Raw genomic sequence first — 24205 nt, forward strand, 5'->3', positions numbered from 1 at the left:
CTCTAGGAGACGGAATCTCATGCCGGACAACGGCTACGACCGCGCCGCGGTCGAGAACGTACTCGCGAAGGTGCGGGCGGAGGGACGATCGTCGCTCACCGCGCCGGAGGGCAAGCGGGTCTGTGACGCCTACGGGATCGCGACCCCGGCCGAGGCGCTGGCGAAGTCGTCGGAGGGCGCCGTCGCGTTCGCCGAGGAGATCGGCTACCCGGTCGTGCTCAAGATCGTCTCACCGGACATCCTGCACAAGACCGAGGCCGGCGGCGTGCTGGTGGGCCTGCGCAACGCCGGTGAGGTCGCCGAGGGCTACCGCACGATCATCCACAACGCCGGGAACTACAAGGCGGACGCGGACATCACCGGCGTCCAGGTCCAGCAGCAGCTGCCGACCGGGAAAGAGGTCCACGAGGTCATCGTGGGCGCCACCACCGACGAGACGTTCGGCAAGATCGTCGCGTTCGGGCTCGGCGGCATCCTGGTCGAGGTGCTCAAGGACGTCACGTTCCGGCTGGCGCCCACCAGCCAGGACGAGGCCCTGTCGATGGTCGACGGCATCGCGGCGGCGGAGATCCTCCGCGGTGTCCGCGGCGCGCAGGGCGTCGACGCGGGCAAGCTCGCCGACCTGATCCACCGCGTGTCGGACCTGGTCACGGACTTCCCGCAGCTCGCGGAGGTCGACCTCAACCCCGTGCTGGCGACGCCTTCCGGGGCCACCGCGGTCGACGTCCGGATCCTGGTGGACCCCGACGCCGCCAAACAACCGCACAGGTTCACGCAGGACGAGATCCTCGCCTCGATGAACCGGATCATGAGGCCGTCCGCCGTCGCCGTGATCGGCGCCTCGAACGAAGAGGGCAAGATCGGCAACTCGGTGATGAAGAACCTCGTCAACGGCGGCTACCAGGGCGAGATCTACCCGATCAACCCCAAGGCGGACGAGATCCTCGACCGCAAGGCGTTCGCCAGCATCGCCGACGTTCCGGGTGACATCGACGTCGCGGTGTTCGCCATCCCGGCCAAGTTCGTGCCGGCCGCTCTCGAAGAGGTCGGCAGGAAGGGCGTCGGCGGCGCGATCATGATCCCGTCCGGCTTCGGCGAGACGGGCAACATCGACCTGCAGAACGAGATCGTGGCGATCGCCCGCAAGCACGGCGTGCGCATCCTCGGTCCGAACATCTACGGCTACTACTACACGCCGGAAAACCTCTCGGCGACGTTCTGCACACCGTACGACGTCAAGGGCGGCGTCGCCCTCACGTCGCAAAGTGGCGGAATCGGCATGGCGATCCTCGGATTCAGCCGTTCCGCGGGCATGGGCGTCTCGTCGATCGTGGGTGTGGGCAACAAGGCCGACATCGACGAGGACGACCTGCTCACGTTCTTCGAGTCCGACCCGAACACCCAGCTCGTCGCGATGCACCTGGAGGACCTCAAGGACGGCCGGTCCTTCGCGGAAACGGCGAAACGCGTCTCGGCGAAGAAACCGGTCGTGGTGCTCAAAGCGGGACGGACCGACCAGGGTGCCAAGGCCGCGAGCTCGCACACCGGTGCACTCGCCGGCAACGACCGGGTCTACGACGACATCCTCAGGCAGAGCGGTGTGATCCGCGCTCCCGGCCTCAACGACCTGCTGGAGTACGCGCGCGGAATCCCGCTGCTGGCCACGCCGAAGGGCGAGAACGTCGTCATCATCACCGGCGCGGGCGGCTCGGGCGTACTGCTCTCGGACGCCTGTGTGGACAACGGACTCAGCCTGATGAGCATCCCGGACGACCTGGACGCGGCGTTCCGGAAGTTCATCCCGCCCTTCGGCGCGGCGGGCAACCCCGTCGACATCACCGGCGGGGAACCGCCCTCGACGTACCGGAACACGATCGCGCTCGGTCTCGCCGACGACCGCATCCACTCGTTGATCCTCGGCTACTGGCACACCATCGTCACGCCACCGATGGTGTTCGCGAAGCTCGTGGTCGACGTCGTGGAGGAGTACCGGGCGAACGGGATCCACAAGCCCGTCGTCGCTTCCCTCGCAGGTGACGTCGAGGTGGAGGAAGCGAGCGAGTACCTGTACCGGCACGGAGTGGTTGCGTATCCGTACACAACGGAGAAGCCTGTCGCAGTACTGGGCGCCAAGTACAGGTGGGCCCGTGCTGCCGGCTTGCTGTAGGTAGTCGCGAGTGGTCGTGGCCTTGGGAGAGGCCACGACCATTTTGCGGCAGTACAAGGAGAGATGGCCCGTCCGCGACCGTGAACACGCCCACGGTCGCGAACCCGCCAAGGAGGTCAACGAAGACAGCCGGTCCTCTGGAGGTTGTTAACCGTGGATGATCCAAATCTGGCCGCTCGCACAGATACCAGCACGCCACCTGAGAAGGAACGTGTCTGGGCCGCGGGCAAGCTGGAAGCGATGCCCATCAGGAAACTCCCCGACGCACCACCGTCGATCCACCTGCTCGGCCCCACGGTGTTCCTGGTGGCTCTTGGCGTGGGCATGGGCGAGTCCTACATGTGGCCACGCCTGGTGCTGGTCTTCGGACCGGACATCAGGTGGCTCTTCCTGATCGGCGTGACGTTGCAGGCCGTCGTCATGCTCGAGATGGCGCGGTACGCGATGGCGACGGGGGAGAGCATCTTCTTCGGCGCCGCACGCGTGTTCAAACCGATCATGTGGTTCTTCTTCGTGGTCGCGATACTCGTCTACATCTGGCCAGGTCACCTGTCGGCCGGAGCGGCGGCTCTGGAAAAGATCACCGGCATACCCTGGACGGTGTCGGCCTGCGTGGGCCTGATCCTGGTCGGGGTGCTGTTCAGCCTCGCCAAGGTCATCTACAACCTGCTCGAGAACCTGCTGTCCATCCTCATCGGACTGCTCGTCGTCAGCACCGCGGTGGTGGCGGCGATGGTCGGCACCTGGGGAGACCTGACCAGCACGGTGTCCGGCATGTTCCAGTTCGGGTACTTCCCGGCGCAGGCCATGTCACCGGAGTGGTTCCCGATCATCGTCGGCTCGATCGCGTTCGCCGGCCCGTCCGGCATGCAGCAGATGTGGTACACGCTGCACCTGCGCGACAGCGGCGCCGGCATGGGCGCGCACATCCCGAAGGTCCGCGGGCTGCGGCACGCGGGCGACGAGGAGAAGATGCCGTCCCGCGGCTTCATGTTCGACACCGACGACAAGGCGGAGCTCGCGAAGTGGAAGGGCTGGCGGCGCTGGGTCACGTTCGACGCGCTGTTGCTGTTCTGGGGCATCACGATGCTCGTCACGGTCTCTTTCACGGTCCTCGCCCAGTCGGCTTCACGGACCTCGCCGGACGTCAAGGCGCTCATCGAGTCCGGTGAGCGTGAGGCCGCTTTGAACGCCATGTCGGATGCCTTCGCGTCGGCGGGCGGACCGGTGCTCGGCGCGGTGTTCCTCGGGTTCATCGCGTTGATCGGCATGAACGCCACGCTGGGTCTGTTCGACTCGTTCTTGCGCGGCCAGGCGGACATGACGTACCACTTCGTCAAGGGCGCGAAGAAGTTCCGCATGTCGCACCTCTACGCCGGATTCCTCTGGGGTGTCATCACCTTCGGCATCCTGATCCTGCTGTTCGGGCCCGCCGACGGACCGGGCGCCATCCTCGACGTGCTCGCGTTCCTGTCGACGTTCGCCATGGGCGCCTACTGCGTGGTGCTCCTGCTGGTGAACAACCGGATGCTGCCCAAGCCCATCCGCCCCAAGCTGATCACGAACATCATCATCGGCTTCGGCGCGGTGTTCTACCTGGGCATGCTGTTCTTCAGTCTCGTCAAGTTCGGAGTAGTGGTGGGCTGAGATGGCGATCCGCGAAGGCTTTCCCAAAGAAGCGGTACCCGGCGCGTTCGTCGGTCTCGCCGCCGGGCTCATCGCGGGAGGGCTGGCCGCGCTCGTCGGCCAGCCGCTCGGGTGGGCACTCGTCACGACGGTGGCGCTCGGCCTGCCGCTGGGCGCGTTCGGCGGCGGCTTCAGCCTGCTGGTGGCGGCGGGCCGGTTACCGGCCGGACGGTTCGCTCCGGTCGCTCTGTACTGGCTGGTCGCGTTTCCCGTGGCTCGGCTGGTGCACGAGACCACCGTGAGCCTCGTGCTCGCCGGTCAGGTCCGGCTGCCCCCGGATCTGGCCGGTTTCCTCGCCTACCAAGGCATCGTGAGCCTCGGCTGGGCCATCGGTTTCCTGTGGCTGCACGAGCGCATCGCGATGCGCTTGCGACTGCGACATCTCTTGGGAGCCACCGCCTCCCGCTGACCTTCCGCCGAAGGAGCCAAGGATGTTGGATCTTCCCGTCTGGGTCTGGGTCGCGACGATGGGCGGCATCGCCGCGATCATCGCGTTCGACTTCTACCTGGTGGCGCGCAAACCGCACGAACCGTCGTTCCGCGAGTCGTTGTACTGGGTGCTCTTCTACGTCGGCCTGGCCGTCCTGTTCGGACTCGGCGTCACGGTGTTCGCCGGGCCCGGTTACGGCGGTGAGTTCTTCGCCGGCTGGATCACCGAGTACTCGCTGAGCGTCGACAACCTGTTCGTGTTCGTGATCATCATGGCCCGGTTCGCGGTGCCGCGGGAGTACCGGCAGAAGGTGCTCATCGTCGGCATCGTCCTGGCCCTGTTGCTGCGCACCGTGTTCATCGCCCTGGGAGCACAGGCGATCTCGCGGTTCGACTGGCTGTTCTACTTCTTCGGTGCCTTCCTGATCTTCACGGCGTGGAAGCTGCTGAAGCAGGACGAGACCGAGGAGGCCGACGTCCCGGAGAACGCCGCTTTGCGCGCGGTGAAGAAGTTCCTGCCGGCGACCACGGTCTACCACGGCGCCGCGTTGACGACGCGCATCGACGGCAAACGCGTCGTGACGCCGATGCTGATCGTCATGGTCGCCGTGGGCACCACGGACCTGCTGTTCGCGGTGGACTCGATCCCGGCGATCTTCGGGCTCACCAAGGAGCCGTACCTGGTGCTGACCGCCAACGCGTTCGCGTTGATGGGCCTGCGCCAGCTCTTCTTCCTGGTGGGCGGTCTCCTGGATCGCCTGGTGCACCTGAGCAAGGGCCTCGCGGTGGTGCTCGCGTTCATCGGGTTCAAGCTCATCTTCGAGGCGATGCACCACCACGGTGTCTCGTGGGCTCCGGAGATCCCGATCGTGGTGTCTCTCGGGGTCATCGTGGCGACGCTCGCCGTCACGACGGTATGGAGCCTGCACACCTCACGACGGGCTGCCCGTTCCGCCGTGGAGGATGCCGAGAGTGCGCGAAGGAGCGAAGAAGACGCTCCTGTCAGGGACTCTCAGCCGTGAATGCTGTGGCCTTCGGCGTCCTTGCGGAGCGTCCTGGCCACGGCCGCCTGGGCCTCGGCGTCCTTGCGCTGTTCCGTCAGCGCGGTGGACAGTCCGAGGCCCAGCGCGCGGCCGTCAGCGGAGGCACCGTTGCGCGGCTCGGTGAGGGAACGCGCGAACTTCTTCAAGCGGGACATGGTCTTCCTCCTGTCGATGGTGGTTCCCGGGGCGCGCAGAGACCTGACAGGCACTGCGCCACGGGAGGAACAGGGTTGCGGCCGGGGTCTGTCCCACCGGGTACCCGGTGGGAAACTTCCTGCGGGTCTTCGTTGACCCCGTCCCTGTCGCGATTCAGCATACTGCGTTTTGTATGCAATCGTCCGCCATCGTGTCGCGGATCACCCGTATGGCGCCAAATGACCGAATTGGGTGATCCGAGAGGTCAGTCGCTCTTAGTGGAGCTTTCGGGTGACTTGCGGTCGTGGTAGGTCTGGCGGGTCTGCTCCGCGTGGCGGTGCATGACCTCGCCGGCCCGTTCCGCGTCGCCGTCGGCGATGGCCGTGACCAGCTCGGCGTGCTCGTTCCAGGAGTCGCGGCTGCGCGGGCGGGCGATCGGGGTGTAGTACCAGCGCACCCGGCGGTCGACCAGGCCGATCATCTCGGACAGGACCTTGTTGCGGCCGATCGCCGCGACGGCCGCGTGCAGGTCGGCGTTCGCCTTGACCAGGCGCTCGACGTTCGCGGTGCCCAGGGCCTCCTCGCCGGCCTTCTGCAGCTTCCTGAGAAGCTTCACGTCGGCCGCGGTGGCGTGCTCGGCGGCGAGCTTGGCCGAGTAGGTCTCCAGCACGCTGCGCACGGCGAGCAGCTGGTCGGCCTCCTCCTCGGTCGGGGTGTGCACGAAGGCACCCTGGGCGGGGCGCAGGTCGACCCAGCCGTCGGTCTGGAGTCGTTGCAGGGCCTCGCGCACCGGCTGCCTGCTCACGCCCAGGTACTCGGCGAGCTCGGCCTCGACCAGATGCTGGCCGGGCGCGAGGGTGCGATTGATGATCAGCTCGAGCAGGGCGTCGTAGACGGCCTGTCGCAGCGGTGCGGGACGTTCGACCCGGCGGGTCGCCGCGGCACTGAGTGAACCGCGGGGCGCCCGGCGGCCACTGGGCAAAGAGGTCATGCCGGACAGAATACAGCTTTTCGTATGCAAAAAGCACTTCTAGAGATTTACCCGTGCTGTCCGTATACTGTATGCAATCTTAGCGAGCGGGGCGTGCTATGAAGATCGCTGTTCTCGGAGCCGGAGCGATCGGTGCCTACGTCGGTGCGGCTTTGCATCGTGCGGGCGTGGAAGTCCATCTGATCGCGCGTGGGGCCCATCTCGCCGCAATGCGTGAACACGGCGTGCGAGTGCTGAGCCCGCGTGGTGATTTCACCGCGCGTCCACATGCGACCTCGGATCCCGCGGAGGTGGGCGAGGTCGACTACGTTTTCCTCGGCCTGAAGGCGTACTCGTACGCGTCGTCAGGCGATCTGCTGGCACCGCTGATGGGCCAGGACACGGCCGTGATCGCGGCGCAGAACGGGATCCCGTGGTGGTACTTCCACGGCATGACCGGACATCCCCTTGAGGGACAACGGATCGAGGCGGTGGACCCTGGCGGGTCGGTCACCGCGGTGCTGCCCATGGAACGGGCGATCGGCTGCGTCGTCTACTGCTCGACCGAGATCGAGTCGCCGGGCGTGATCCGGCACCTGGAGGGCACGAGGTTCTCGATCGGCGAGCCGGACCGGTCGATCTCCGAGCGGTGCGTCGCGCTGAGCGAGGCGATGATCGCGGGCGGGCTGAAATGCCCGGTGGAGAAGGACGTCCGCGAGGACATCTGGATCAAACTCATGGGCAACGTGGCGTTCAACCCGCTGAGCGCGCTGACCCGCGCGACCATGGTGGAGATCTGCGACCACGACGACAGCCGCGACCTCGTGGCCCAGATGATGGCGGAGACCCTGACCATCGCGCGGGCCGCGGGCTGCGACCCGCAGATCTCCATCGACAAGCGCATCGACGGCGCCCGCCGCGTCGGGCACCACAAGACGTCGATGCTGCAGGACCTGGAGGCCGGGAAACGGCTGGAGATCGACGCGATCATCGCCGCCGTGGTGGAGATCGCGGAGCTGACCCGCGTGCCGGCGCCGACGCTTCGGCACGTGTACGCGGCGATCGACCTGCTGTCGCGGACGTCGCTGGTGTCCTGAGCTGATGCTGCGACAGCTGGAGCGGCTTGTCGGCCCTGGCCCGTGAACGCCACTTCGCGCGCGCCGCGGAGGCCTGCCACGCGTCACAGCCGTCGCTGTCGGCGGAGATCAGCAAACTCGAACGCTAACTCGGGGCGCCGATCGGGTCCTGCGGCCGCCGGTTCGAGGCGCTGACGCCGGAGGGGGAGCGGGCGACGAGCCGGGACGCCGTGGTGCGAGCACTGCAGAGCGGTCGGCTGGCCGGTTACGCCGGGGACGTGTGGTTCCCGCAACCCGCGCCCGCCGACCACCCGTGGCGGACGATGCCCCACCACGGCATGACGCCGCACATCTCCGGCAGTTCGCTGTCCGCGCAAGCCCGGTATGCGGCCGGCATCAGGGAGATCCTGGAGTCGTTCTTCTCGGGCACGCCGAACCGCGACGAGTACCTCATCGTCGACGGCGGCAAGCTGGCCGGCACGGGCGCGCATTCGTATGCGATCCGCGGCTGACTTCGATTAACTTCTCCCTCAATGACCGATTTGGGCATGTCTGGGGGAGCAAGTTGAGCAGGAAGATCTGCATGGCGGTGGCACTGGCCGGTCTCCTCGCGGCCTGCACCGGCGGCGGGCCGGTGGCGTCACCGGCCACCACCAGTTCGACGGCACCACCGTCGCCGGCGGAGCTGGACGAGCGTGTCAAGAAGGCGCTGGCGCCGCCCGGTGCTTTCGACGTGTTCGGTGGCAGGGTGGCGCTTACCAGTCCGGCGAACGACAGTGATCCAGGACACGAGCAGTCAAACGTGAGCGCCGCCTGCGGGGGTAGTCCGCTGCGTGTCGACAGCGGTATCTCGGTCAGCCGGTCCCGGGCCTGGACCGGCGGGGTGAACCTGGCCGAGAGTGTGCACGCCATGTCCGATCTGCCAGGATCGGTGCTGCTCACCACGGTGCAGCGGCGGTCGCGCCTCTGCACGACTTACTACCCTTATGGCCGGACTGCGCACACGGTGGTTCCGGACGTCCCACACGTCAAACCGCACGGCATCGACGAGTCCTACGTGTTCTGCGAACGGGTCGACCATCCCGAGATGCCGCTGTGGCAGTGCTACGCGTATCTCGCGCGGGGCACCCTTCTGGCGGTCATCTTGGAGGTGGGCAACCGGACCAAGGAAGCAGCGTTGCTGCGGCTCACCTCCGCCGTGCCGATCTTCGCGGAGTCACTGGTCAAGGCCTGAGCAGGCATCTCTGAACCCTGCAAGCCGGGCATCTCCGGCTTGCCAGGCAACAGAAACACAACTGGGGCTAGCGCATACCGAAGATTGCATACAGTATGGGCACAGGAGGTGCAGACGATGAGCAGGCGGAAGAAGACCGAGCCCTACGTGCGGCTGACCCAGCCACTGGTGCGCGACGCGGGAGTCCTGCGGCCGGCCACCTGGGACGAGGCGCTGGACAAGGCAGCAGAGGGCTTCCGCAGGAACGTGGCCAACGGCGGCCCGGACGCGTTCGGCATGTTCTCCTGTGCGCGGGCCACCAACGAGATGAACTACATGGCCCAGAAGTTCACCAGGGCCGTGATCGGCACGAACAACGTCGACAGCTGCAACCGCACCTGTCACGCCCCGAGCGTGGCCGGGTTAGCCAAGGTGTTCGGCAGTGGTGGCGGTACCTCCTCCTACCAGGAGATCGAGGACGCCGACCTGATCGTGCTCTGGGGGTCGAACGCACGGGAGGCGCACCCGATCTTCTTCCAGCACGTGCTGAAGGCGGTCAACAAGGGTGCGAAGCTCTATGTGGTCGACCCGCGGCTGACCAGCACCGGTAAGTGGGCGCACGGGTGGTTGCGGCTCAAGGTCGGCACGGACATCCCGTTGGCGCACGCGATCGCGCGGGAGATCATCGCGTCGAACCTCACCAACATGTCGTTCGTCGAGCGGGCCACCGAGGGTTTCCAGGAGTTCGTGAAGGCCGTCGAGCCGTGGACGCTGCCGGTCGCCGAGCTGGAGACCGGTGTGCCGGCCGAGCTCATTCGCGAGCTCGCGCACGCCTACGCCAAGGCGGATCGCGGTCAGCTCAGCTGGACGCTCGGCATCACGGAGCACCACAACGGCACCGACAACGTGCTGAGCCTCATCAACCTGTCGCTGCTGACCGGGCAGGTCGGGCGGTACGGCGCGGGGCTGAACCCGTTGCGCGGGCAGAACAACGTGCAGGGCGGCGGCGACATGGGCGCCATCCCCGACCGGCTGCCCGGCTTCCAGGACATCACGGATCCCGGTGTCGCCAAGAAGTTCAACGACGCGTGGGGCTCGAACTTCAAGGCCTCCAAGGGCTGGAACCTCACCCAGATGCTGGAGGCGATGGAACGCGGTGACATGACCACCGTGTACATCATCGGCGAGAACCCGGTGCAGTCCGAGGCGGACTGCGAGCACACGATCAAGCGACTGTCCAACTTGGACCACGTGGTGGTGCAGGACATCTTCCTCACCAAGACCGCGCAGCTCGCGCACGTCGTGCTGCCTGCCGCTGCGGCCTGGTGCGAGACCGACGGCACGTTCACGAACAGCGAGCGCCGGGTGCAGCGCGTGAGAAAAGCTCTCGCCCCACCCGAGGGCGCGCGTGACGACATCGAGATCATGGGCGAGATCGCCACGCGGCTTGGCGCGGACTGGCAGCACAAGGCCGGCCAGGACGTGTGGGATGAACTCCGCAGCCTGTCGCCGATTCACACCGGCATGACCTACGACCGGCTCGAGAAGCTCGGCGGCATCCAGTGGCCGTGCCCGGACGAGGACTCCCTTGAACCCAGCTTCCTGCACGGCCGGTTGTGGGAGGAGGACCCGGCGAAGCGCGGCATGCCCGCGACGTTCTCGCCGGTGCTGCACAGCCCGCCCGTCGACGAGCTGACCGAGGACTTCCCATTCCGGCTCACCACCGGGCGGCGGCTCGACTCCTACAACACCGGGGTGCAGTCGCACGGGTTCGAGTCGCCGATGCGCATGGGCGAGACGCTCGACCTCTGCCCGCAGGACGCCGAGACGCTCGGGGTCACCGCGGGTGAGGAGGTGTCGATCACCAGCAGGCGCGGGCAGATCCAGGCGCCGGTGCGGATCGACGACGGACTGACGCCGGGTCTGGTGTTCATGACGTTCCACTTCCCGGACGAGATCGACGTCAACGTGCTCACGATCGAGGCGACCTGCCCGATCGCGGGAACGGCGGAGTACAAGGCCGCGGCAATCCGCATCGAGAAGCTTCCGGTGAAGGTGGGCTGAGTGGATCTCAAACTGCTCGACGTCGAGCCGTCCGAGGCGGAACGCGTCGTCGTGGACCTGTTCACCGGCATGGGCCGGGACCAGTTGTTGCCCGCCCTGCACGCGGTCAACGACCGGGTCGGCTGGATCAGTCAGGGCGCGCTGAACCACATCTGCCGCGTCCTGCACATCCCTCCGGCCGAGGCGTACGGGGTGGCGAGTTTCTACTCGTTGTTCTCGTTGACCGAACGGCCGGCGAAGGTCGTGCACGTCTGTGTCGACCTGGCCTGCCAGGTCAACGGCGCGAAGTCGTTGTGCGACAGGCTGACCAGCGAGCTCGGTCCGGCGGGAGCGAAGAGCGGCTGGTTGCGCAGCCCGTGTCTCGGGGTGTGCGAGAAGGCTCCGGTCGCGCTTGCGTTCGAGGCGGGGGAGGTGGCGGCGGAGCAGCTCCTGGCGCCCACCACCGCCGAGGAGGTGATCGCGGTGGCGGCCGCCGGTCCCTCTCATGTGGACGGTGAGCGCGCGGAGGTGCCGCAGGCCGGGTCTCCTGGCCTGCGGTTGCTCCAGCGGGTCGGCGTCGTCGATCCGGAGTCGCTCGACGACTACCGGGCGACGGGCGGCTATTCGGCGTTGCGGACGGCTCTCCTGCTGGGGCCGTCGGGCGTGATTCGCGAGGTCACCGACGCCAAGCTGATGGGTCGCGGCGGTGCGGCGTTCCCGACCGGCCGGAAGTGGGACGCGGCCGCCCGCCAGCCCGTGCGCCCGCACTACCTGGTGTGCAACGCGGACGAGAGCGAGCCCGGCACGTTCAAGGACCGCCTGCTGATGGAGGGCGACCCGTACGCGGTGATCGAGTCGATGACGATCGCCGGGTTCGCGGCCGGCTGCTCGCGCGGCTACCTCTACCTGCGCGGCGAGTACCCGAGGGCGCTGCACCTGCTGCGCAACGCCATCGCGCGCGCCAAGGAACGCAACTTCCTCGGCGAGAACATCATGGGCCACGAGGGTTTCTCGTTCGAGATCGAGATCCGCCGCGGCGCGGGCGCGTACATCTGCGGCGAGGAAACGGCGACCTTCAACTCCATCGAGGGCTTCCGCGGTGAACCGAGGTCGAAGCCGCCGTTCCCGGTGGAGTCGGGGCTCTTCGGCAAACCGACGGTGGTCAACAACGTCGAGACGCTGGTCAACGTGCCGGTGATCCTCACGGAGGGATGCGAGGCCTACACCCGCATCGGCACCTCCGGTTCGGCGGGCCCGAAGCTCTTCTGCCTGTCTGGCAACGTCAGTCGTCCGGGCGTGTACGAGGTGCCGTTCGGCACCACGCTCGGGGAACTCCTCGATCTGGCGGGTGGCGTGCCGCCAGGCCGGGAGCTGCGAGCGGTACTGCTCGGCGGGGCGGCAGGCGGGTTCGTCCGCCCGGACGAGCTCGACCTGCCGCTCACCATGGAGGACGCGCGGGCGGCGAACACCACGCTCGGCTCCGGCGTCGTGCTGGTGCTCGACGACACGGCCGACCTGGGCAGCTTCCTGTTGCGCATCGCCGCGTTCTTCCGCGACGAGTCGTGCGGGCAGTGCGTGCCGTGCCGGATCGGCACCGTGCGGCAGGAGGAAGCGATGCACCGGCTCGTGGGCAAGCGTCCGCTGAGCACGAGCGCGGAGGATCTCCAGCTGCTGCGGGAGGTCGGGCAGGTCATGCGCGACTCGTCCATCTGCGGTCTCGGGCAAACAGCCTGGAACGCCATCGAATCAGCCCTCGATCGCCTGGGTTACGCGGAGGAGGCAGCATCATGACGATCGTCGAAATCGGACTGCCGAAGCGACTGGTCGAGCTGACCCTGGACGGCGAGTCCGTGCGCGTGCCGGAGGGCGCGACGATCCTGGACGCCTGCACTGCCAAGGGAAAGTCGATCCCGACGCTCTGCTACGGCGACACTCTGAGGCCGGCGAACGCCTGCCGCGTCTGCATGGTCGAGGTCGAGGGCTCCCGCACGCTCGTGCCGTCGTGCTCGCGCAAGGTCGAGCCGGGCATGGTCGTGCGCACGGACTCCGAGCGCACGACGCACAGCCGCAAGCTGGTTCTCGAACTTCTCGGGTCCGCGACGGACCTCTCCACCACGCCGCACGTGGACGAGTGGATGTCCGCGTGCGGTGCCGACCCCTCCCGCTTCGGCCCGCCGGCACCCCCGTCGACCGACCGGGACGACCGCCGCCCTGGCGAGCACGAGGAACCCGACGGCCAGACGGCCGCCACCGTGCGGCAGCCGACCAAAGTGGACAATCCGCTCTACGTCCGCGACCTGGGCAAGTGCATCATGTGTTACAAGTGCGTCGACGCGTGCGGCGACCAGTGGCAGAACACCTTCGCGATCTCGGTGGCCGGCCGCGGCTTCGACTCGCGGATCTCCACGGAGTTCTCCACGCCGCTGCCCGAAAGCGCCTGCGTCTACTGCGGCAACTGCATCGAGGTCTGTCCGACGGGTGCGCTGAGCTTCAAGCGCGAGCACGACAAGCGCGAGGACGGCACCTGGGACGAAGAGGCCCAGACGCAGACCACGACCATCTGCACGTTCTGCGGGGTCGGGTGCAACCTCACCCTGCACGTGCAGGACAACGAGATCGTGAAGGTCACGTCGCCGCACGAAAGCACGGTCACGCACGGAAACCTGTGCATCAAGGGCCGTTTCGGCTGGCAGCACGTGCAAAATCGCTGAGCAGTGACACCACTTCCGTAGTGGAGGGCCGCCCAATGTCGTTGATCCTCAAGCCCGGCACGTCGTGGCACGACGTCTACTCGCAGTGCGTGAAGGCCGCACCCGAAGCGTTCCACGAAGACCGGCTGCTCAACCACTTCGGCGGCGAGTGGAGTCGTTCCGGCGAACCGATGCCCGCCACCAGTCCGGTCGACGGTTCCACCATCGCGGGCCCGCCGTTCCTCGACTTCGACGTCGCGGGACGGGCGGTCGTCGCGGCCGTCGACCAGCACATCGAGTGGCGCAACGTGTCTCTGGCGGATCGCAAGGCGCGTGTGTCGGAGGCTTTGGACGCTCTCACCGAGCACCGCGACCTGCTGTCGTTGCTGCTGGTGTGGGAGATCGGCAAGCCGTGGCGGCTCGCCACGGCCGACGTCGACCGCTGCATCGAGGGCGTGCGCTGGTACGTCGGCGAGATCGACTCGATGCTGGCCGGTCGTGCGCCGCTGAACGGCCCGGTCAGCAACATCGCCTCGTGGAACTACCCGATGAGCGTGCTGATGCACGCGATGCTGGTGCAGGCGCTGGCGGGCAACGCCGTCATCGCCAAGGCGCCGACGGACGGCGGCGTCAGCTGCCTGACGCTGGCGACCGCGCTGGCCGTCCGGTCGGGGCTGCCGCTGACGCTCGTGTCCGGCAGTGGGAGCGAACTCGCGCCGGTGCTGGTCGGGTCGTCGTTCCTGGGCTGCGTGTCCTTTGTGGGCGGTCGCGATGTCGGCAGCGCCATCGCGACGCGCCTGGTCGACTCGAACCGGCGACACGTCCTGGAGCAGGAGGGCCTGAACTGCTGGGGCGTCTGGGAGACCGACTCCTGGGACATGCTCGGGACGCAGATCCGCAAGGCGTTCGACTACGGCAAGCAGCGCTGCACCGCCTATCCGAGGTACGTGGTGCAACGGTCGCTGTTCGACAAGTTCCTGAGCGTCTACCTGCCCGCGGTGCGGGACGTGCGGTTCGGGCACCCGCTCGCCGTCGCTTCGCCTGGCGACGAGCTGCCGGAGCTGGACTTCGGGCCGTTGATCAACGACGCGAAGGCCAAGGAGCTCGGCGACGTCGTGGACGAGGCGATCCGGGCCGGCGGTGTGCCGCTGTACCGGGGATCGGTGGACTCCGGCCGGTTCCTGCCGGGCCAGCAGACCGCCGCGTACCTCGCGCCGGTCGCGATCCTCGACCCGCCACGCTCGTCGGTGCTGCACCACGCCGAGCCGTTCGGGCCGGTCGACACGATCGTCCTGGTCGACACCGAGGCGGAGCTGCTGGCCGCCATGAACGCCTCGAACGGCGCTCTGGTCGCGTCGCTGGCCTGCGACGACGAGGCCACCGCGCGGCGGCTGAGCGAGGACGTGCAGGCGTTCAAGGTAGGTATCAACAAGCCCCGGTCGAGGGGCGACCGGGACGAGGTGTTCGGCGGTCGCGGCGCCTCCTGGCGTGGCGCGTTCGTCGGCGGCTCGCTGCTGGTCCACGCCGTCACCGAGGGCCCGCCCGACGAACGGCCGTACGGCAACTTCCCCTCCTACTCGCTCTACCCACCCACGTGACGTACCGGGCGGACCTGCTCCGCATCGTGCAGACCGTGGTGGCACCGAACGCCGCGGACGTCGACCAGCACTCCAGATTCCCGCGCGCCGCCGTGAACGCCCTGGGCACACGGGGCCTGCTGGGAATGACGATCTCGCGCACGGTCGGCGGGGGAGGCCAGGACGTCCGGTCGGCCGGCAGGGTGGTCGAGGAGGTCGCCAGGGTCTGCGGCGCAACGGCTTCCGTGCTGCGCTCGCACTACTCCGCGGCCGCCGTGCTGGACCGCTCCGGCCCGCACTGGTTGCGGGCCGAGATCGCGGCGGGCCGGCACCTGTCGACGCTGGCGGCTTTCGGTCCTACCGGCGAGATGTCGATCCACGGCGACGTGGTGCAGGTGCGGGCGCGCAAGAGCTGGGTGATCGCGGCCGGTGAGGCGGACAGCTACGTCTGGTCGTGCGGCTCGGCGTTGTGGCTCGTTCCCGCCGAGGCGCCGGGCCTGCTGGTCCCGGCCGATCATGCCGGGATGGGCCTGCGGGGGACCGTCGCCACCTGCGTGGAGGCGGATCCCGTGCGAGTGCCCGCGTCCAACCGGCTCTGGTCGGAGGAACTCGCGTTCCCGTGGTTCATGGTGCTCGGGGCGGCGGTGTCGCTGGGACTGATGGAGGGCGCGCTCGCGGCGGCGATCGGGCACCTCGGTGGCGGTGATCCGCGCACCCGGTCCGACCTCGCCCGGATGCGATTGCGCACAGATGCGCTCCGGGTGCTGTACAACGACACCCTGTCCGCGGTGACGTGGCATCCGGAACGGTCGGCGGACCGGGTCCGGCTGCTGGCGGTCACCGCGACCGAGGCCGCCGTCGCGGTGACGGACCTGGCGATGAAGGTGTGCGGGGACGCGGCCTTCCGCCGTGATCTCGGCATCGAGCGGCGGTTCCGGGACGCACGCGCGGCGGCCGCGATCGAGCCGACCGTCGACCAGATGCTGGACTCAGTCGAGATTTGAGGCCAGCGGCAGGAAGTAGACGAGAGCGTCGTCCACGCCGTCGAGACCGATGACGTCGTGGGCGATGTCGTCGTAGAACCCGCCGACGAGTCCGGTGCGGATGCCCAGGTTCGCCGCCGTGACGGTGAGGTTCTGGGCGAGGTGCCCGGCCTCGGTGAACGCGAACCTGAGCGCTCGCAGGCCGTAGGTCTGCCGCAGTGCGCCGAGTCTGATGTAGAGGGCCAGCACGGCGGGGGTGCCGGAGAGTTCCGTGGTGCCGGGGCCGAACCACATCGAGGTCGCTTCCAGGTCCCCGATCGGCGGCGCCTCGCCGAACCACGTCAGGGCGCGCTTGACCTCGTTCACCTCGTACCGGCCCCTGGCCAGGCCGTCGACGTTCAGCGCGATGAGCCTGATCCTGGCGCAGTACTGGGCTCCGGCGCTCGGGTACGGCCACCGGCCGTCCCTGGGGGACATGGAGTTCCACAGCAGGGTGCCGAGCTGTTCCGCGTTCAGGTCACCGGTGAGGTCGCGGCTGGTCCGGCGCGCTCTGAGCGTGTCGGTGTCCACGGTGGACGGCAACGACGTCGTGGCGGGCCACTGCTGCCTGTTCGGTGCGGCCTTGCGGGGCAGCTGGTCGTGGAAGCCCGGCAGGAACTTGCTCGCCTCCAGATAACGGCGGTCCGGCGCGGTCTCGCCGTCGTCGTGGAAGTCCGTCAGGCCGTTGGGGGACATGGCGGCGGCCGCGGTGGTCCAGCAGATCATGCGTTCTTCGTTGGGGGTGATGCCCAGGCGGTTGAGCAGCATGTGCAGCTGCGAGGCCCAGACGTACGGCAGCCAGACGTCGAGTCTCTGCTTGGCCTCGTTGATCGTGCTTCGCCAGTGGGCGACCGCGCCTCGCGGCTCGCGGTGCCAGCGCGCGGCCAGGTCGCGGCCGCGCTTGGCCATGAGCTGGTTGGCGGCGTGCTGGGAGCCGATGGTGGGCACGGGTGCCTGCTCCTGGACGTTGCGCCAGCCGGAACCCAGGCTGCGCAACCAGCTCGCGGCCTGTGGCAGGTTCAGGTCGAGCGCCTTCGCAGTGGCGATCGTGAGGTCGATGGCGGCGGTGAGGCGGGCGCTGTCCGTGTGGGTCGCCTTGAGCACGGCGACCGCTACTTCCGTGCTGTGGCAGAAGACTTCCTCGGCGATCGGCAGTGCCTGCGGGCCGCCGTACCGTTCGGTCTCCGGGACGTACTCGACCTCGCGGACGTCGCCGTGCGGGAGCCAGTCCGGTTCTCCCTGCTCCTGCGCGAAGTCCTGCGCCGCGATGAGCTCCCGCAGCCGCACTTCGAGCTTGTCTGCGTTCTGCGCGTTCCTGATCCTGACCCGGAGGTGCGGGCCGGTTTCCCAGTAGCGCAGGAAGTACCACTCCTGGCCGGCCATCGCGGGGGCCAGCGAGTCGGCGACGAACGTGTCGAGGTCCGCTCGGTTCCAGTTCACCCTGCAGTGCAGGCCGGTCCAGGTCACAGCTGCTCCAACGGCGGTTCAGGGGAACGGGTGGGGGTGGCCGGCGGTCCTGCCGAGGCGGGACAGGCCTGTCGTCCGGCGGTGGAGGTGGCCGAACGTCATGGGCAGCGTGCCCGGCACGATGACCTTGGCGCAGTGCAGCCCGAGGGTGTTCGTGGTGTGCGGGTCGGACTGGTCGACGGCGATCAGCTCCAGGCCTTTGCCACGCAGGTCTTCCGTGTAGCGGTCGAGCAGATCGCGCAGGTCCGTGTGATCTCGCCGGTCCGGGAGGACCTGCGGAGGCTCGTCGCTGACCAGGTTCGCGTACCGTTCCCTCGCCTCCGGGAGGGTGTTGACGGCGACGTGGTCGTCCATGCTCCGCACCTGCGTCGGGTCGCGGAGGAGGCCCAACAGGCGTTCTCTGCTGTAGTTCTCGGGATTCGCCCTTGCGCGGTCGGCGAACGCCTCGACGTCCACGGCCACCTCGACGGCGGCCGACCGCAGGGCCTTCGCCGGGTCCGGACTGGCGCCGGCGGCGAAGAACGCCTGGGGCAGGCCTTTCCCGGTGGTCCTGGCCAGGGTCAGCACGGCCGGGATGCCCAGGTCGTTGGTGGCGTTGAGGAACAGCAGCTCGTAGCCCAGTTCTTCGAGCCGGTCGGTGAGGTGGTGCAGCAGCGGGTCCGGTGGGAGCTTGATCCTGGTCAACGGCGTCTCGGCGTACCAGGCCAGCAGGAACGCGTCACGTTCGGCCACCTCGAACAGGCCGTGCAGCACCGCCTCGGTCAGGCTGTTGCCGAGCCCGCAGCCGTTGGACGTCTCGTGGACGAACCGCTGCTCTGCCGGTGTGTGCGCGGCCCAGTACGCGACCTGCTCCGGCACGAGGATCGGCCTTTTGTGCGTGTAGGACCAGCCTTCCGCCCAGCGCATCCTCAGGTCCGGGTGGTAGGCGTTGCCGAAGTCGTTGAGTCCCAGGCGTTCCGGGTCTAGTGCCTGGTCTGGTCCCAGTTCGGCGAACGAGATCTCCCTCGGGTCCGGGTGGCGCGGACGCATGCCGTTGCGGCGTTCGATCGCTTCGAAGATGGCCACGCGTTCGGCTTCTTCGAACGACGTGGTGCGGCCGTAGCCGGCGGTGTGGGAGTCGAGTTCGGCGGTGACCGTGGCGAGCGGCAGGTCTCCCGTGCGGAACAGCGCGGTGACCGGGCCGTGCCGGAAGTCGACCACGGTGTCCCTCAACCCGGTGCTCCTGTTCGGGGTGCGGAGTTCGCCGTTGGGAGTCCTGGTGTCCTCGTTGGCTTCGGGCGTCGGCGAACAGCAGTTGCCCGGCGTGATCCGGTGGGTGGACACCAACCCGAGGTCGGTGCGGATTGCGATCACGGTGTCGTGCTGCCGGCTTTCGAGTGCGGTCACCAGCGGCTGGAACGCCGGTGCGACAAGGCCTTTCAGCCGCACGTCGCGGGGCGCTTTGGCCGTTACGAGCCGTGCTGTCTCCGCGCAGCCGACGCAGACGTTCACGGTCGGGCCGATCAGGACGAGCCCGCCGTCCACGCGAGTCATCGGTAGGCCCTGAGGCCGGCGGCGCGGAGTTCCGGGTCGAGCCGGAGCGGCCTGATCCTGACGCCGGGCAGCATCGCGATCGCTTGCTGGAGCCGTTCTTCGCGGTCCCGCACGTCGGCGAGCCAATGCCATTGCCGGGTGACCCAGTCGGGGTGATCAGCGGGTTTGAGCGGGGCGGCGCCGTTGAGGTGGGCGGTGCCGGTGCGGCCTGCCTGGGCGTAACCGGTGGCGGCCAGGGCGGCGAAGGCCACGGCGTCCGCGGCCGTCGCTTCGACGGCCCACGCCAGAACGTGCCGCCCGTCGCTGATCTCCGCCTTGTGGACGCCTGGTGCGAGGCGCTCGGTCCGGACCACGGCGGGGATGCCGAACCTCGCGGTGAGCGCCTTCCACCACCTGTGCGCGGTCGGGTCGCCGGTCCACTCGTGCGCGTCGGCCGGCTCGCCTCGGTGGTGGCGTGCGGCCAGGCGGAGGGCGGCGCCTCGGGCGTGGGTCTCGTCGATGCCGATCACGCCGTCGGTCTTGAGGGCGTTGAGGGCGGCGTTGAGGCGGGCGCTGTCGGCCGTGGTGCCGATGCCCAGTGCGTCTCCCGAGGTGGCGAGGTTGGCCGGGACCTGGGGGAGAGGGCCGAACACCGGGGTGTCGACCGGGCCGAGTTCGTCGTCGGTGAGGGCTTCGAGGGCTTGCCAGGGATCGGACGGGGGAGCGCCGTGCAGGAGTGGGTGGTAGGTGGCGGTGAGGGGGTCGGCGTGGGCGACCAGGACCATCGGGTAGGTGCCCGTGGCCGGGTCCGGCAGGCCGGCGACGGCGCAGACGAGGCGGTGCACGGCGGCGGATCCGATGAGGGCGGCCAGGATCTCGGGCGGTTCGCCCGTGACGCCGAGTCGTGCGGCGGTTCGCATAGTGATTTCAGCGTTGACCGAAGACAACCCCGCTGTCGGTGGCAGTACATAGCCGACACCGGTGCCACAATCCGCTATGACGACGAGATCTCCTGCGGACACGACGAGTTCGCGGTTGCCGTCCGACCACTGAACCTTCAGCCCGACCGCCTCCACCGCCCGGACGGCCGCGTCCTCCAGCAGCCCATGGCCCGCCACGACCACCGTGGCCGCGCGAAGCCGCCGCCAGGCCTCCACCGGCTCCGCGGCCGCCGACTCCAGCCAGGCCGCCACCTGCGGAGCAGGCGCGTCCGCATCCCACGACGGCATCTCGACCAGCATGTCGTGCTCCCACAACTGTTCCAGGATCAGCGAGACCGCGGCCCGCACGGCCGGAGCAGTGCCTTCGGGTACCTCCAGGGAGGCGCGCGGGATCCCCGCCTCCAACTGCGGAGCCAGGCGCTGCCACACCTTCCACAGGCCGGAGCCACCGGAGAGCGTGCAGCTCGACGCCCAGCCGCGCAGGTGCAGGCCGTCGGCGGTCCGGGTGGCCTGGACGACCGGGCGCAGCCGCACGAGCATGCGCGTCACCCGACCTTCGGCAGGGCGGCGAACTGTTCGGCCCACGTGGTGCCCAGAATCTGCTGCGCGGCGTTGGCGAGCAGGTGGGCCGCGGCGTAACGCTCCATCGGGGTGACGTCGCAGATCGCCAGCAGCTGGTAGAGGACGTTGGTGCCGATGCGGTAGACGGCCATCGAGCGCGCGATCGCCGGGTCGGAGAGGTCCACGGTCCACATCGCTGTGTGGTAGTCGCTGAACTTCGTGCGCTCGCCGTAGTTGTAGCGGCGGATCGCGTCCTCGTCGCCGACCTCGTAGGCGCGTTCGCCGTGGCGGGGGTTGGGGTCCGCGGTGAGCAGGCCCGCGTCGTAGCGTTCCTGGGTGGTCAGGCGCAGGGCGATGGTCCAGGTCTGCCAGGCCGCTTCCAGGTGGGTGGTGGGGTGGCCCAGCGCCACCTGCTCGACCAGGGCGCGGGCGGCGGAAGCGTTCGCGGTCCAGATCGAGTCCAGTTTGGACCGGATGGTGCCGTCGGAGTCGTTGGCCAGCAGGAAGTCTTCTACGTGCGAGACGAACGAGTGGTAGCCGTACCGCAGGCCGGCCGGGTAACGGCTGGCGTGCACGGCCATCGCGGTCAGCGCCAGGGTTGCGCGAGGCACGGAGAAGGATTGGCGTAAGGCCGGAACGCCCAATCTCAGGCCTTCGGCGCGCACGTCGATGTGTGCTTCTGACAGGAGCGAACGCAGACGCGTGTCGTCGGTCGGTTCGATGCGCACGGAGTTGTTGGGGTGGAACGGGGTGAACGGCGGCAGGAGCAGTTCGGCGATGGCCGCCGACTCGGCGTGGGCGAGCAGAGAAGCCTCGTCCAGCTCCACAGTGGACGGATGAGCGGCCAGGTAGGAGCGCAGCAGGGTGGCCAGCAGCAACGCCGCGGTCGGTGAGGACGGGCCGGACAGCACGACCCGCACGTGCGGGCCGTGCAGCCAGTGGCGTTCCACGTGGCCCGTGATGTCGGGGAAGGCGGCCTCGGTGGCGGCGAGGGCGGGCAGAACGCCGTCCCGCAGCAGCGGTGCCTTGATCGGGTCGTGGTAGTAGCAGACGACGTCGGTCATCCGGCCCTCCGATAGGTCTCCGCGACGACCTCCAGCACCTGCCCGGACGGCACCGGGAGCGCCTCGGTCAGCCGGACATGATCGCCGTAGCGGGGCGTGAGGCGCGGCAGGCAACGCAGGTGCAACGCGTTGGTGAGGTCGGCGTACTGCGGTTTCGGGCCGTTCACGCGCGCCTCGAAGTCCTCGCGGGAGCTGATGACGCCACCCATGCCCGCGAACAGCTGCGCGGGCATGCCGTACCGGGCGCGCAATGCGGTCGCACCGGCCACGGAAGAGAACGCCTCTTCCAGAGCAGCGGAAGGGAAGTCCCAGTAACGCCGGCCTAGCACGACATCGCGGTAGCGCAACCGATCGGCGACGCGCACGTCACCGCAAACCTCGACGGGCTGCAACGGCGAGAGGTCGGCCGCGCCGCACGAGAGGTCGGCGTGCAGGGCAGCGACGCGGTCGGGTAGCGAGATCGGCATGAGGTAGCCGAGGTACAGCACGTCCAGCACGGCACCGTTGTCCCGGCGCCGCAGCCGCAGTTCGTCGGTCTCCTGGTCGTGGAAGATCTCCAGCGCGTCCGGTGTGTGGTCGGCCCAGCGCGGGTCCTCGCCGATCTCGGCGCGGCCGAGCAGCGGGTGCAGGTTCGGGTTGAAGCCCTGCACCGGCCGGTACTCGGCGAACCCGCGCGGGAACACACCGTCCAAAGTGGCCCGGACGGTCGCGTAGGCCTCGGGCGGCAGCAGGTCCAGGAACCGGCCGGGGAACCGGCCGAACCCGCCGTAGACGTGGTTCACCACCAGGCCGTCCGGCGACGGCTGGGCGAAGAACGAGTACGAGACGGGCCTGGTCTTCATCCACGCGGGCAGCAGGTCCGCGGCGGCGGTGACGACCTCGTCGGTGATCACGCCGTCCCGCACCAGATCGGCGACCTGCGCGCGGCTCGCCCCGAGACCTCCTGTCGGTGCACCGGACATGGCCTCGTGCATGAGCGGCGCGCACTCGGCGAGGCGAGCGGAGCCGCCGTGACCGAACTTCGTGACGAACAGGTCGCGTGAGTGCCGCCGGATCGCGAGGTGCCGGTCGAACAGCATCAGCAACGGGGTCAGCCCGGCCAGCGACCGCACGCCGTCGTAGCCGTGCGCACGGCCGAGCCGGACCGGCTGGGGCAGCACGACATCCTCGCTCAACGGCGTCACGCCGCCCAGGTCCGTCCCGACGACCGAGCCCAGTTCTTCCCACGCCGCGAAGAGGGCGGCGAGCGCGGCAGGCCGTTCAGCGGCGTCGATCTCGGCGAATGCCAGGGTGTCGCGGTAGATCGAGACGACGCGGTCGGCGAGTTCGGGACGTCCGGTGTCGCGCAGCCACGAGGCCAGCGCGGGACAGGCGGCGGGATCCTGCGGGTCCATCGGCAGCACCGGCACGAGCAGCTTGATGTCGAGCAGCAACGCGACGTAGTGCTGCGCGCGATCGGACTCGCCGTCGGGCAGCCGGGTCGCGAGCGCGCTGGCGAGCTCGGCCGGGCTGATGCCCTTGGGGTTCGCGCCGGTGAGGCCGACGAGGAACCGCAGTGGCGCGCTCGACGCCAGTTCCACGTCCTCCTGGATGCCGACGTACGCGCGCAAGGGTCCCCGAGCGGGAACGTCGCGGCGGAACTTCATCTGGCCGCCGTCGAGGTGTACATCGGGGGCGAGGCGGTGCGGGTGGTCGAAGAGGTGCGCGCGGTCGGCGAGCAGGGCGGCGGTCAACCGCGACAGCAGCACCTGGCTGACCCGCGTGACGGCGACCGGCGTGCCCCAGCCGGGTGTGGGCGCGTCGGGGGACCAGGTGGCCCAGCCGACCGCCGCGTACCAGGACAGGGGACTGGTCTTCGCCGTCGCGCGCAGGGCGTAGCGCAGCACGGTCGGTTCGGCCTTGCGGGAACGCTTGTCGCCCGCGCCCGCCCGCGCGAGTCCCTGCCACAGGTCGCGGCCGCTGAAGACGGCCGCTTTCCGCACGGACTCGTTGCCGCACAACGACGCGAGCACCTCGCGTTCGGCGGCGAGCGCGTCCGGCAGCAGCCGTTCGATCTCGTCGGTGAGTGCGGCCCGCCGGTCCATCGCGGACAACCACTCGCCGAGCTGTGGAAAGCGCGAGCCCAGCGAATCGGCCTCACCGCGCAGAGAGGGGCGAGGCGACCGTCCGTTGTGGACGTCGCGGCGCAACGGCAGCACGACGGTGCGGTGGTAGTCATCGGAGTGCGTGCCGGCGCTGTCGTGCAACAGGTCCGACACCGGGCCGGCCAGCGACGCCAGCGAGGCTTCCACCGCCGCCAGCGCCTCCACCGCCCGCCGGAACGGCGCTGCCGTCGCAGCGCCGTCCGGGTGCGGCAGGGCCGCCAGGCGCACGAGTGCGTATGGCGCTGTTTCTCCCTGCACGCGATCGCTCATGCGGTCTGGACGGGAGGCTGGGTGCAGCTGCTGCACGACGAGCTGCCGCACGAGCACGACGACGCGCCACCGGACGCGCCGGACTCCGGCAACGCGACCGAGTCGCGCAGGGAGGTGACCGCGAGGTCGCCGAGCTCCAGGTCGTCAGGGTCGAAAGAGAGATCCTTCATGCCGTGTCCTCACGTCTTCAGTTGT

Annotated in this window: 21 protein-coding genes; 13 read left to right on the forward strand and 8 right to left on the reverse strand. The window is 68.9% G+C overall.

What is annotated here, in order from left to right; all coding sequences use genetic code 11:
- Nucleotides 1–19 precede the first annotated feature (19 nt).
- The 4 genes from BLR21_RS00165 to BLR21_RS00180 all read left to right on the forward strand — a co-directional run bounded on the left by BLR21_RS00165 (nt 20) and on the right by BLR21_RS00180 (nt 5304).
- On the forward strand, nt 20–2167 hold the full coding sequence (locus BLR21_RS00165) for an acetate--CoA ligase family protein (protein WP_090003601.1): 2148 nt from the start codon (nt 20–22) through the stop codon (nt 2165–2167).
- A gap of 240 nt (nt 2168–2407) precedes the next feature.
- Nucleotides 2408–3814 (forward strand): Nramp family divalent metal transporter, encoded by a 1407-nt coding sequence (locus BLR21_RS00170; protein WP_090003602.1) that lies wholly within the window; start codon nt 2408–2410, stop codon nt 3812–3814.
- A 1-nt stretch (nt 3815) separates the two neighbouring features.
- Complete coding sequence (locus BLR21_RS00175; protein ID WP_090003603.1) at nt 3816–4262, forward strand: hypothetical protein; 447 nt, start codon at nt 3816–3818, stop codon at nt 4260–4262.
- A 25-nt stretch (nt 4263–4287) separates the two neighbouring features.
- Nucleotides 4288–5304 (forward strand): TerC family protein, encoded by a 1017-nt coding sequence (locus BLR21_RS00180; RefSeq protein ID WP_176929458.1) that lies wholly within the window; start codon nt 4288–4290, stop codon nt 5302–5304.
- On the opposite strand, the gene BLR21_RS00185 is transcribed toward BLR21_RS00180, so the two are convergent.
- Nucleotides 5295–5480, reverse strand: a complete 186-nt coding sequence (locus BLR21_RS00185) for a hypothetical protein (RefSeq protein ID WP_090003605.1) — start codon at nt 5478–5480, stop codon at nt 5295–5297. The two genes, BLR21_RS00180 and BLR21_RS00185, sit on opposite strands and share 10 nt — an antisense overlap.
- 245 nt (nt 5481–5725) lie before the next feature.
- A complete protein-coding gene (locus BLR21_RS00190; RefSeq protein ID WP_090003606.1) occupies nt 5726–6451 on the reverse strand; it encodes a GntR family transcriptional regulator in 726 nt (241 codons plus the stop codon).
- 98 nt (nt 6452–6549) lie between these two features.
- Between BLR21_RS00190 and BLR21_RS00195 the strand changes: the two genes are divergently transcribed.
- The 9 genes from BLR21_RS00195 to BLR21_RS42185 all read left to right on the forward strand — a co-directional run bounded on the left by BLR21_RS00195 (nt 6550) and on the right by BLR21_RS42185 (nt 16033).
- The gene (locus BLR21_RS00195; RefSeq protein ID WP_090003607.1) at nt 6550–7527 is read left to right on the forward strand and encodes a 2-dehydropantoate 2-reductase; all 978 of its coding nucleotides are present in this window, start codon (nt 6550–6552) and stop codon (nt 7525–7527) included.
- A gap of 26 nt (nt 7528–7553) precedes the next feature.
- Nucleotides 7554–7655 carry a LysR family transcriptional regulator gene (locus BLR21_RS43080; protein WP_218130689.1) on the forward strand — a complete coding sequence of 34 codons (102 nt, stop codon included), beginning with the start codon at nt 7554–7556 and terminating at the stop codon, nt 7653–7655.
- 81 nt (nt 7656–7736) lie between these two features.
- A complete protein-coding gene (locus BLR21_RS00205; RefSeq protein ID WP_256334345.1) occupies nt 7737–8018 on the forward strand; it encodes an NAD(P)-dependent oxidoreductase in 282 nt (93 codons plus the stop codon).
- Nucleotides 8019–8071: 53 nt separating this feature from the next.
- Complete coding sequence (locus BLR21_RS00210; RefSeq protein WP_143027565.1) at nt 8072–8740, forward strand: hypothetical protein; 669 nt, start codon at nt 8072–8074, stop codon at nt 8738–8740.
- A gap of 117 nt (nt 8741–8857) precedes the next feature.
- Entirely contained in the window at nt 8858–10783 is a 1926-nt protein-coding gene (locus tag BLR21_RS00215) for a molybdopterin oxidoreductase family protein (protein WP_090004388.1), read from the forward strand.
- A complete protein-coding gene (locus BLR21_RS00220) occupies nt 10784–12553 on the forward strand; it encodes an NAD(P)H-dependent oxidoreductase subunit E (RefSeq protein WP_090003609.1) in 1770 nt (589 codons plus the stop codon).
- Nucleotides 12550–13473, forward strand: coding sequence for a 2Fe-2S iron-sulfur cluster-binding protein (locus tag BLR21_RS00225; RefSeq protein ID WP_090003610.1), 924 nt, complete (start codon nt 12550–12552; stop codon nt 13471–13473). Before BLR21_RS00220 ends, BLR21_RS00225 begins: the two co-directional genes overlap by 4 nt.
- A gap of 35 nt (nt 13474–13508) precedes the next feature.
- A complete protein-coding gene (locus BLR21_RS00230; protein WP_090003611.1) occupies nt 13509–15050 on the forward strand; it encodes an aldehyde dehydrogenase family protein in 1542 nt (513 codons plus the stop codon).
- A complete protein-coding gene (locus BLR21_RS42185; protein WP_090003612.1) occupies nt 15047–16033 on the forward strand; it encodes an acyl-CoA dehydrogenase family protein in 987 nt (328 codons plus the stop codon). Before BLR21_RS00230 ends, BLR21_RS42185 begins: the two co-directional genes overlap by 4 nt.
- Here the strand turns inward: BLR21_RS42185 and BLR21_RS00240 are convergent.
- From BLR21_RS00240 to BLR21_RS00260, 6 genes are read right to left on the reverse strand one after another with little or no spacing between them, the layout of a single operon-like run.
- Complete coding sequence (locus tag BLR21_RS00240) at nt 16019–17518, reverse strand: thiopeptide-type bacteriocin biosynthesis protein (protein WP_090003613.1); 1500 nt, start codon at nt 17516–17518, stop codon at nt 16019–16021. The genes BLR21_RS42185 and BLR21_RS00240 overlap by 15 nt on opposite strands.
- A gap of 18 nt (nt 17519–17536) precedes the next feature.
- Nucleotides 17537–19051 (reverse strand): YcaO-like family protein, encoded by a 1515-nt coding sequence (locus BLR21_RS00245; RefSeq protein WP_176929387.1) that lies wholly within the window; start codon nt 19049–19051, stop codon nt 17537–17539.
- The gene (locus BLR21_RS42190) at nt 19048–20520 is read right to left on the reverse strand and encodes a hypothetical protein (RefSeq protein WP_176929388.1); all 1473 of its coding nucleotides are present in this window, start codon (nt 20518–20520) and stop codon (nt 19048–19050) included. The genes BLR21_RS00245 and BLR21_RS42190 overlap by 4 nt, the downstream gene beginning before the upstream one ends.
- Nucleotides 20517–21596 carry a hypothetical protein gene (locus tag BLR21_RS00250; RefSeq protein WP_090003615.1) on the reverse strand — a complete coding sequence of 360 codons (1080 nt, stop codon included), beginning with the start codon at nt 21594–21596 and terminating at the stop codon, nt 20517–20519. Before BLR21_RS00250 ends, BLR21_RS42190 begins: the two co-directional genes overlap by 4 nt.
- Complete coding sequence (locus BLR21_RS00255) at nt 21593–24010, reverse strand: lantibiotic dehydratase (RefSeq protein WP_090003616.1); 2418 nt, start codon at nt 24008–24010, stop codon at nt 21593–21595. The genes BLR21_RS00250 and BLR21_RS00255 overlap by 4 nt, the downstream gene beginning before the upstream one ends.
- Nucleotides 24007–24180, reverse strand: a complete 174-nt coding sequence (locus tag BLR21_RS00260; protein WP_094030666.1) for a thiazolylpeptide-type bacteriocin — start codon at nt 24178–24180, stop codon at nt 24007–24009. Before BLR21_RS00260 ends, BLR21_RS00255 begins: the two co-directional genes overlap by 4 nt.
- Nucleotides 24181–24205 lie beyond the last annotated feature (25 nt).

The sequence above is a fragment of the Lentzea albidocapillata subsp. violacea genome (assembly GCF_900100275.1).
Lineage (GTDB): Bacteria > Actinomycetota > Actinomycetes > Mycobacteriales > Pseudonocardiaceae > Lentzea > Lentzea violacea.

Bases quoted from the DNA above. Each gene is read 5' to 3' on its own strand.
- BLR21_RS00170 (WP_090003602.1), top strand. From the start codon at position 2,408: ATGCCCATCAGGAAACTCCCCGACGCACCACCGTCGATCCACCTGCTC.
- BLR21_RS00260 (WP_094030666.1), bottom strand. From the start codon at position 24,180: ATGAAGGATCTCTCTTTCGACCCTGACGACCTGGAGCTCGGCGACCTC.
- BLR21_RS00255 (WP_090003616.1), bottom strand. From the start codon at position 24,010: ATGAGCGATCGCGTGCAGGGAGAAACAGCGCCATACGCACTCGTGCGC.
- BLR21_RS00225 (WP_090003610.1), top strand. From the start codon at position 12,550: ATGACGATCGTCGAAATCGGACTGCCGAAGCGACTGGTCGAGCTGACC.
- BLR21_RS00245 (WP_176929387.1), bottom strand. From the start codon at position 19,051: ATGACTCGCGTGGACGGCGGGCTCGTCCTGATCGGCCCGACCGTGAAC.
- BLR21_RS00190 (WP_090003606.1), bottom strand. From the start codon at position 6,451: ATGACCTCTTTGCCCAGTGGCCGCCGGGCGCCCCGCGGTTCACTCAGT.
- BLR21_RS00250 (WP_090003615.1), bottom strand. From the start codon at position 21,596: ATGACCGACGTCGTCTGCTACTACCACGACCCGATCAAGGCACCGCTG.
- BLR21_RS00165 (WP_090003601.1), top strand. From the start codon at position 20: ATGCCGGACAACGGCTACGACCGCGCCGCGGTCGAGAACGTACTCGCG.
- BLR21_RS00185 (WP_090003605.1), bottom strand. From the start codon at position 5,480: ATGTCCCGCTTGAAGAAGTTCGCGCGTTCCCTCACCGAGCCGCGCAAC.
- BLR21_RS00195 (WP_090003607.1), top strand. From the start codon at position 6,550: ATGAAGATCGCTGTTCTCGGAGCCGGAGCGATCGGTGCCTACGTCGGT.
- BLR21_RS00230 (WP_090003611.1), top strand. From the start codon at position 13,509: ATGTCGTTGATCCTCAAGCCCGGCACGTCGTGGCACGACGTCTACTCG.
- BLR21_RS00175 (WP_090003603.1), top strand. From the start codon at position 3,816: ATGGCGATCCGCGAAGGCTTTCCCAAAGAAGCGGTACCCGGCGCGTTC.
- BLR21_RS00215 (WP_090004388.1), top strand. From the start codon at position 8,858: ATGAGCAGGCGGAAGAAGACCGAGCCCTACGTGCGGCTGACCCAGCCA.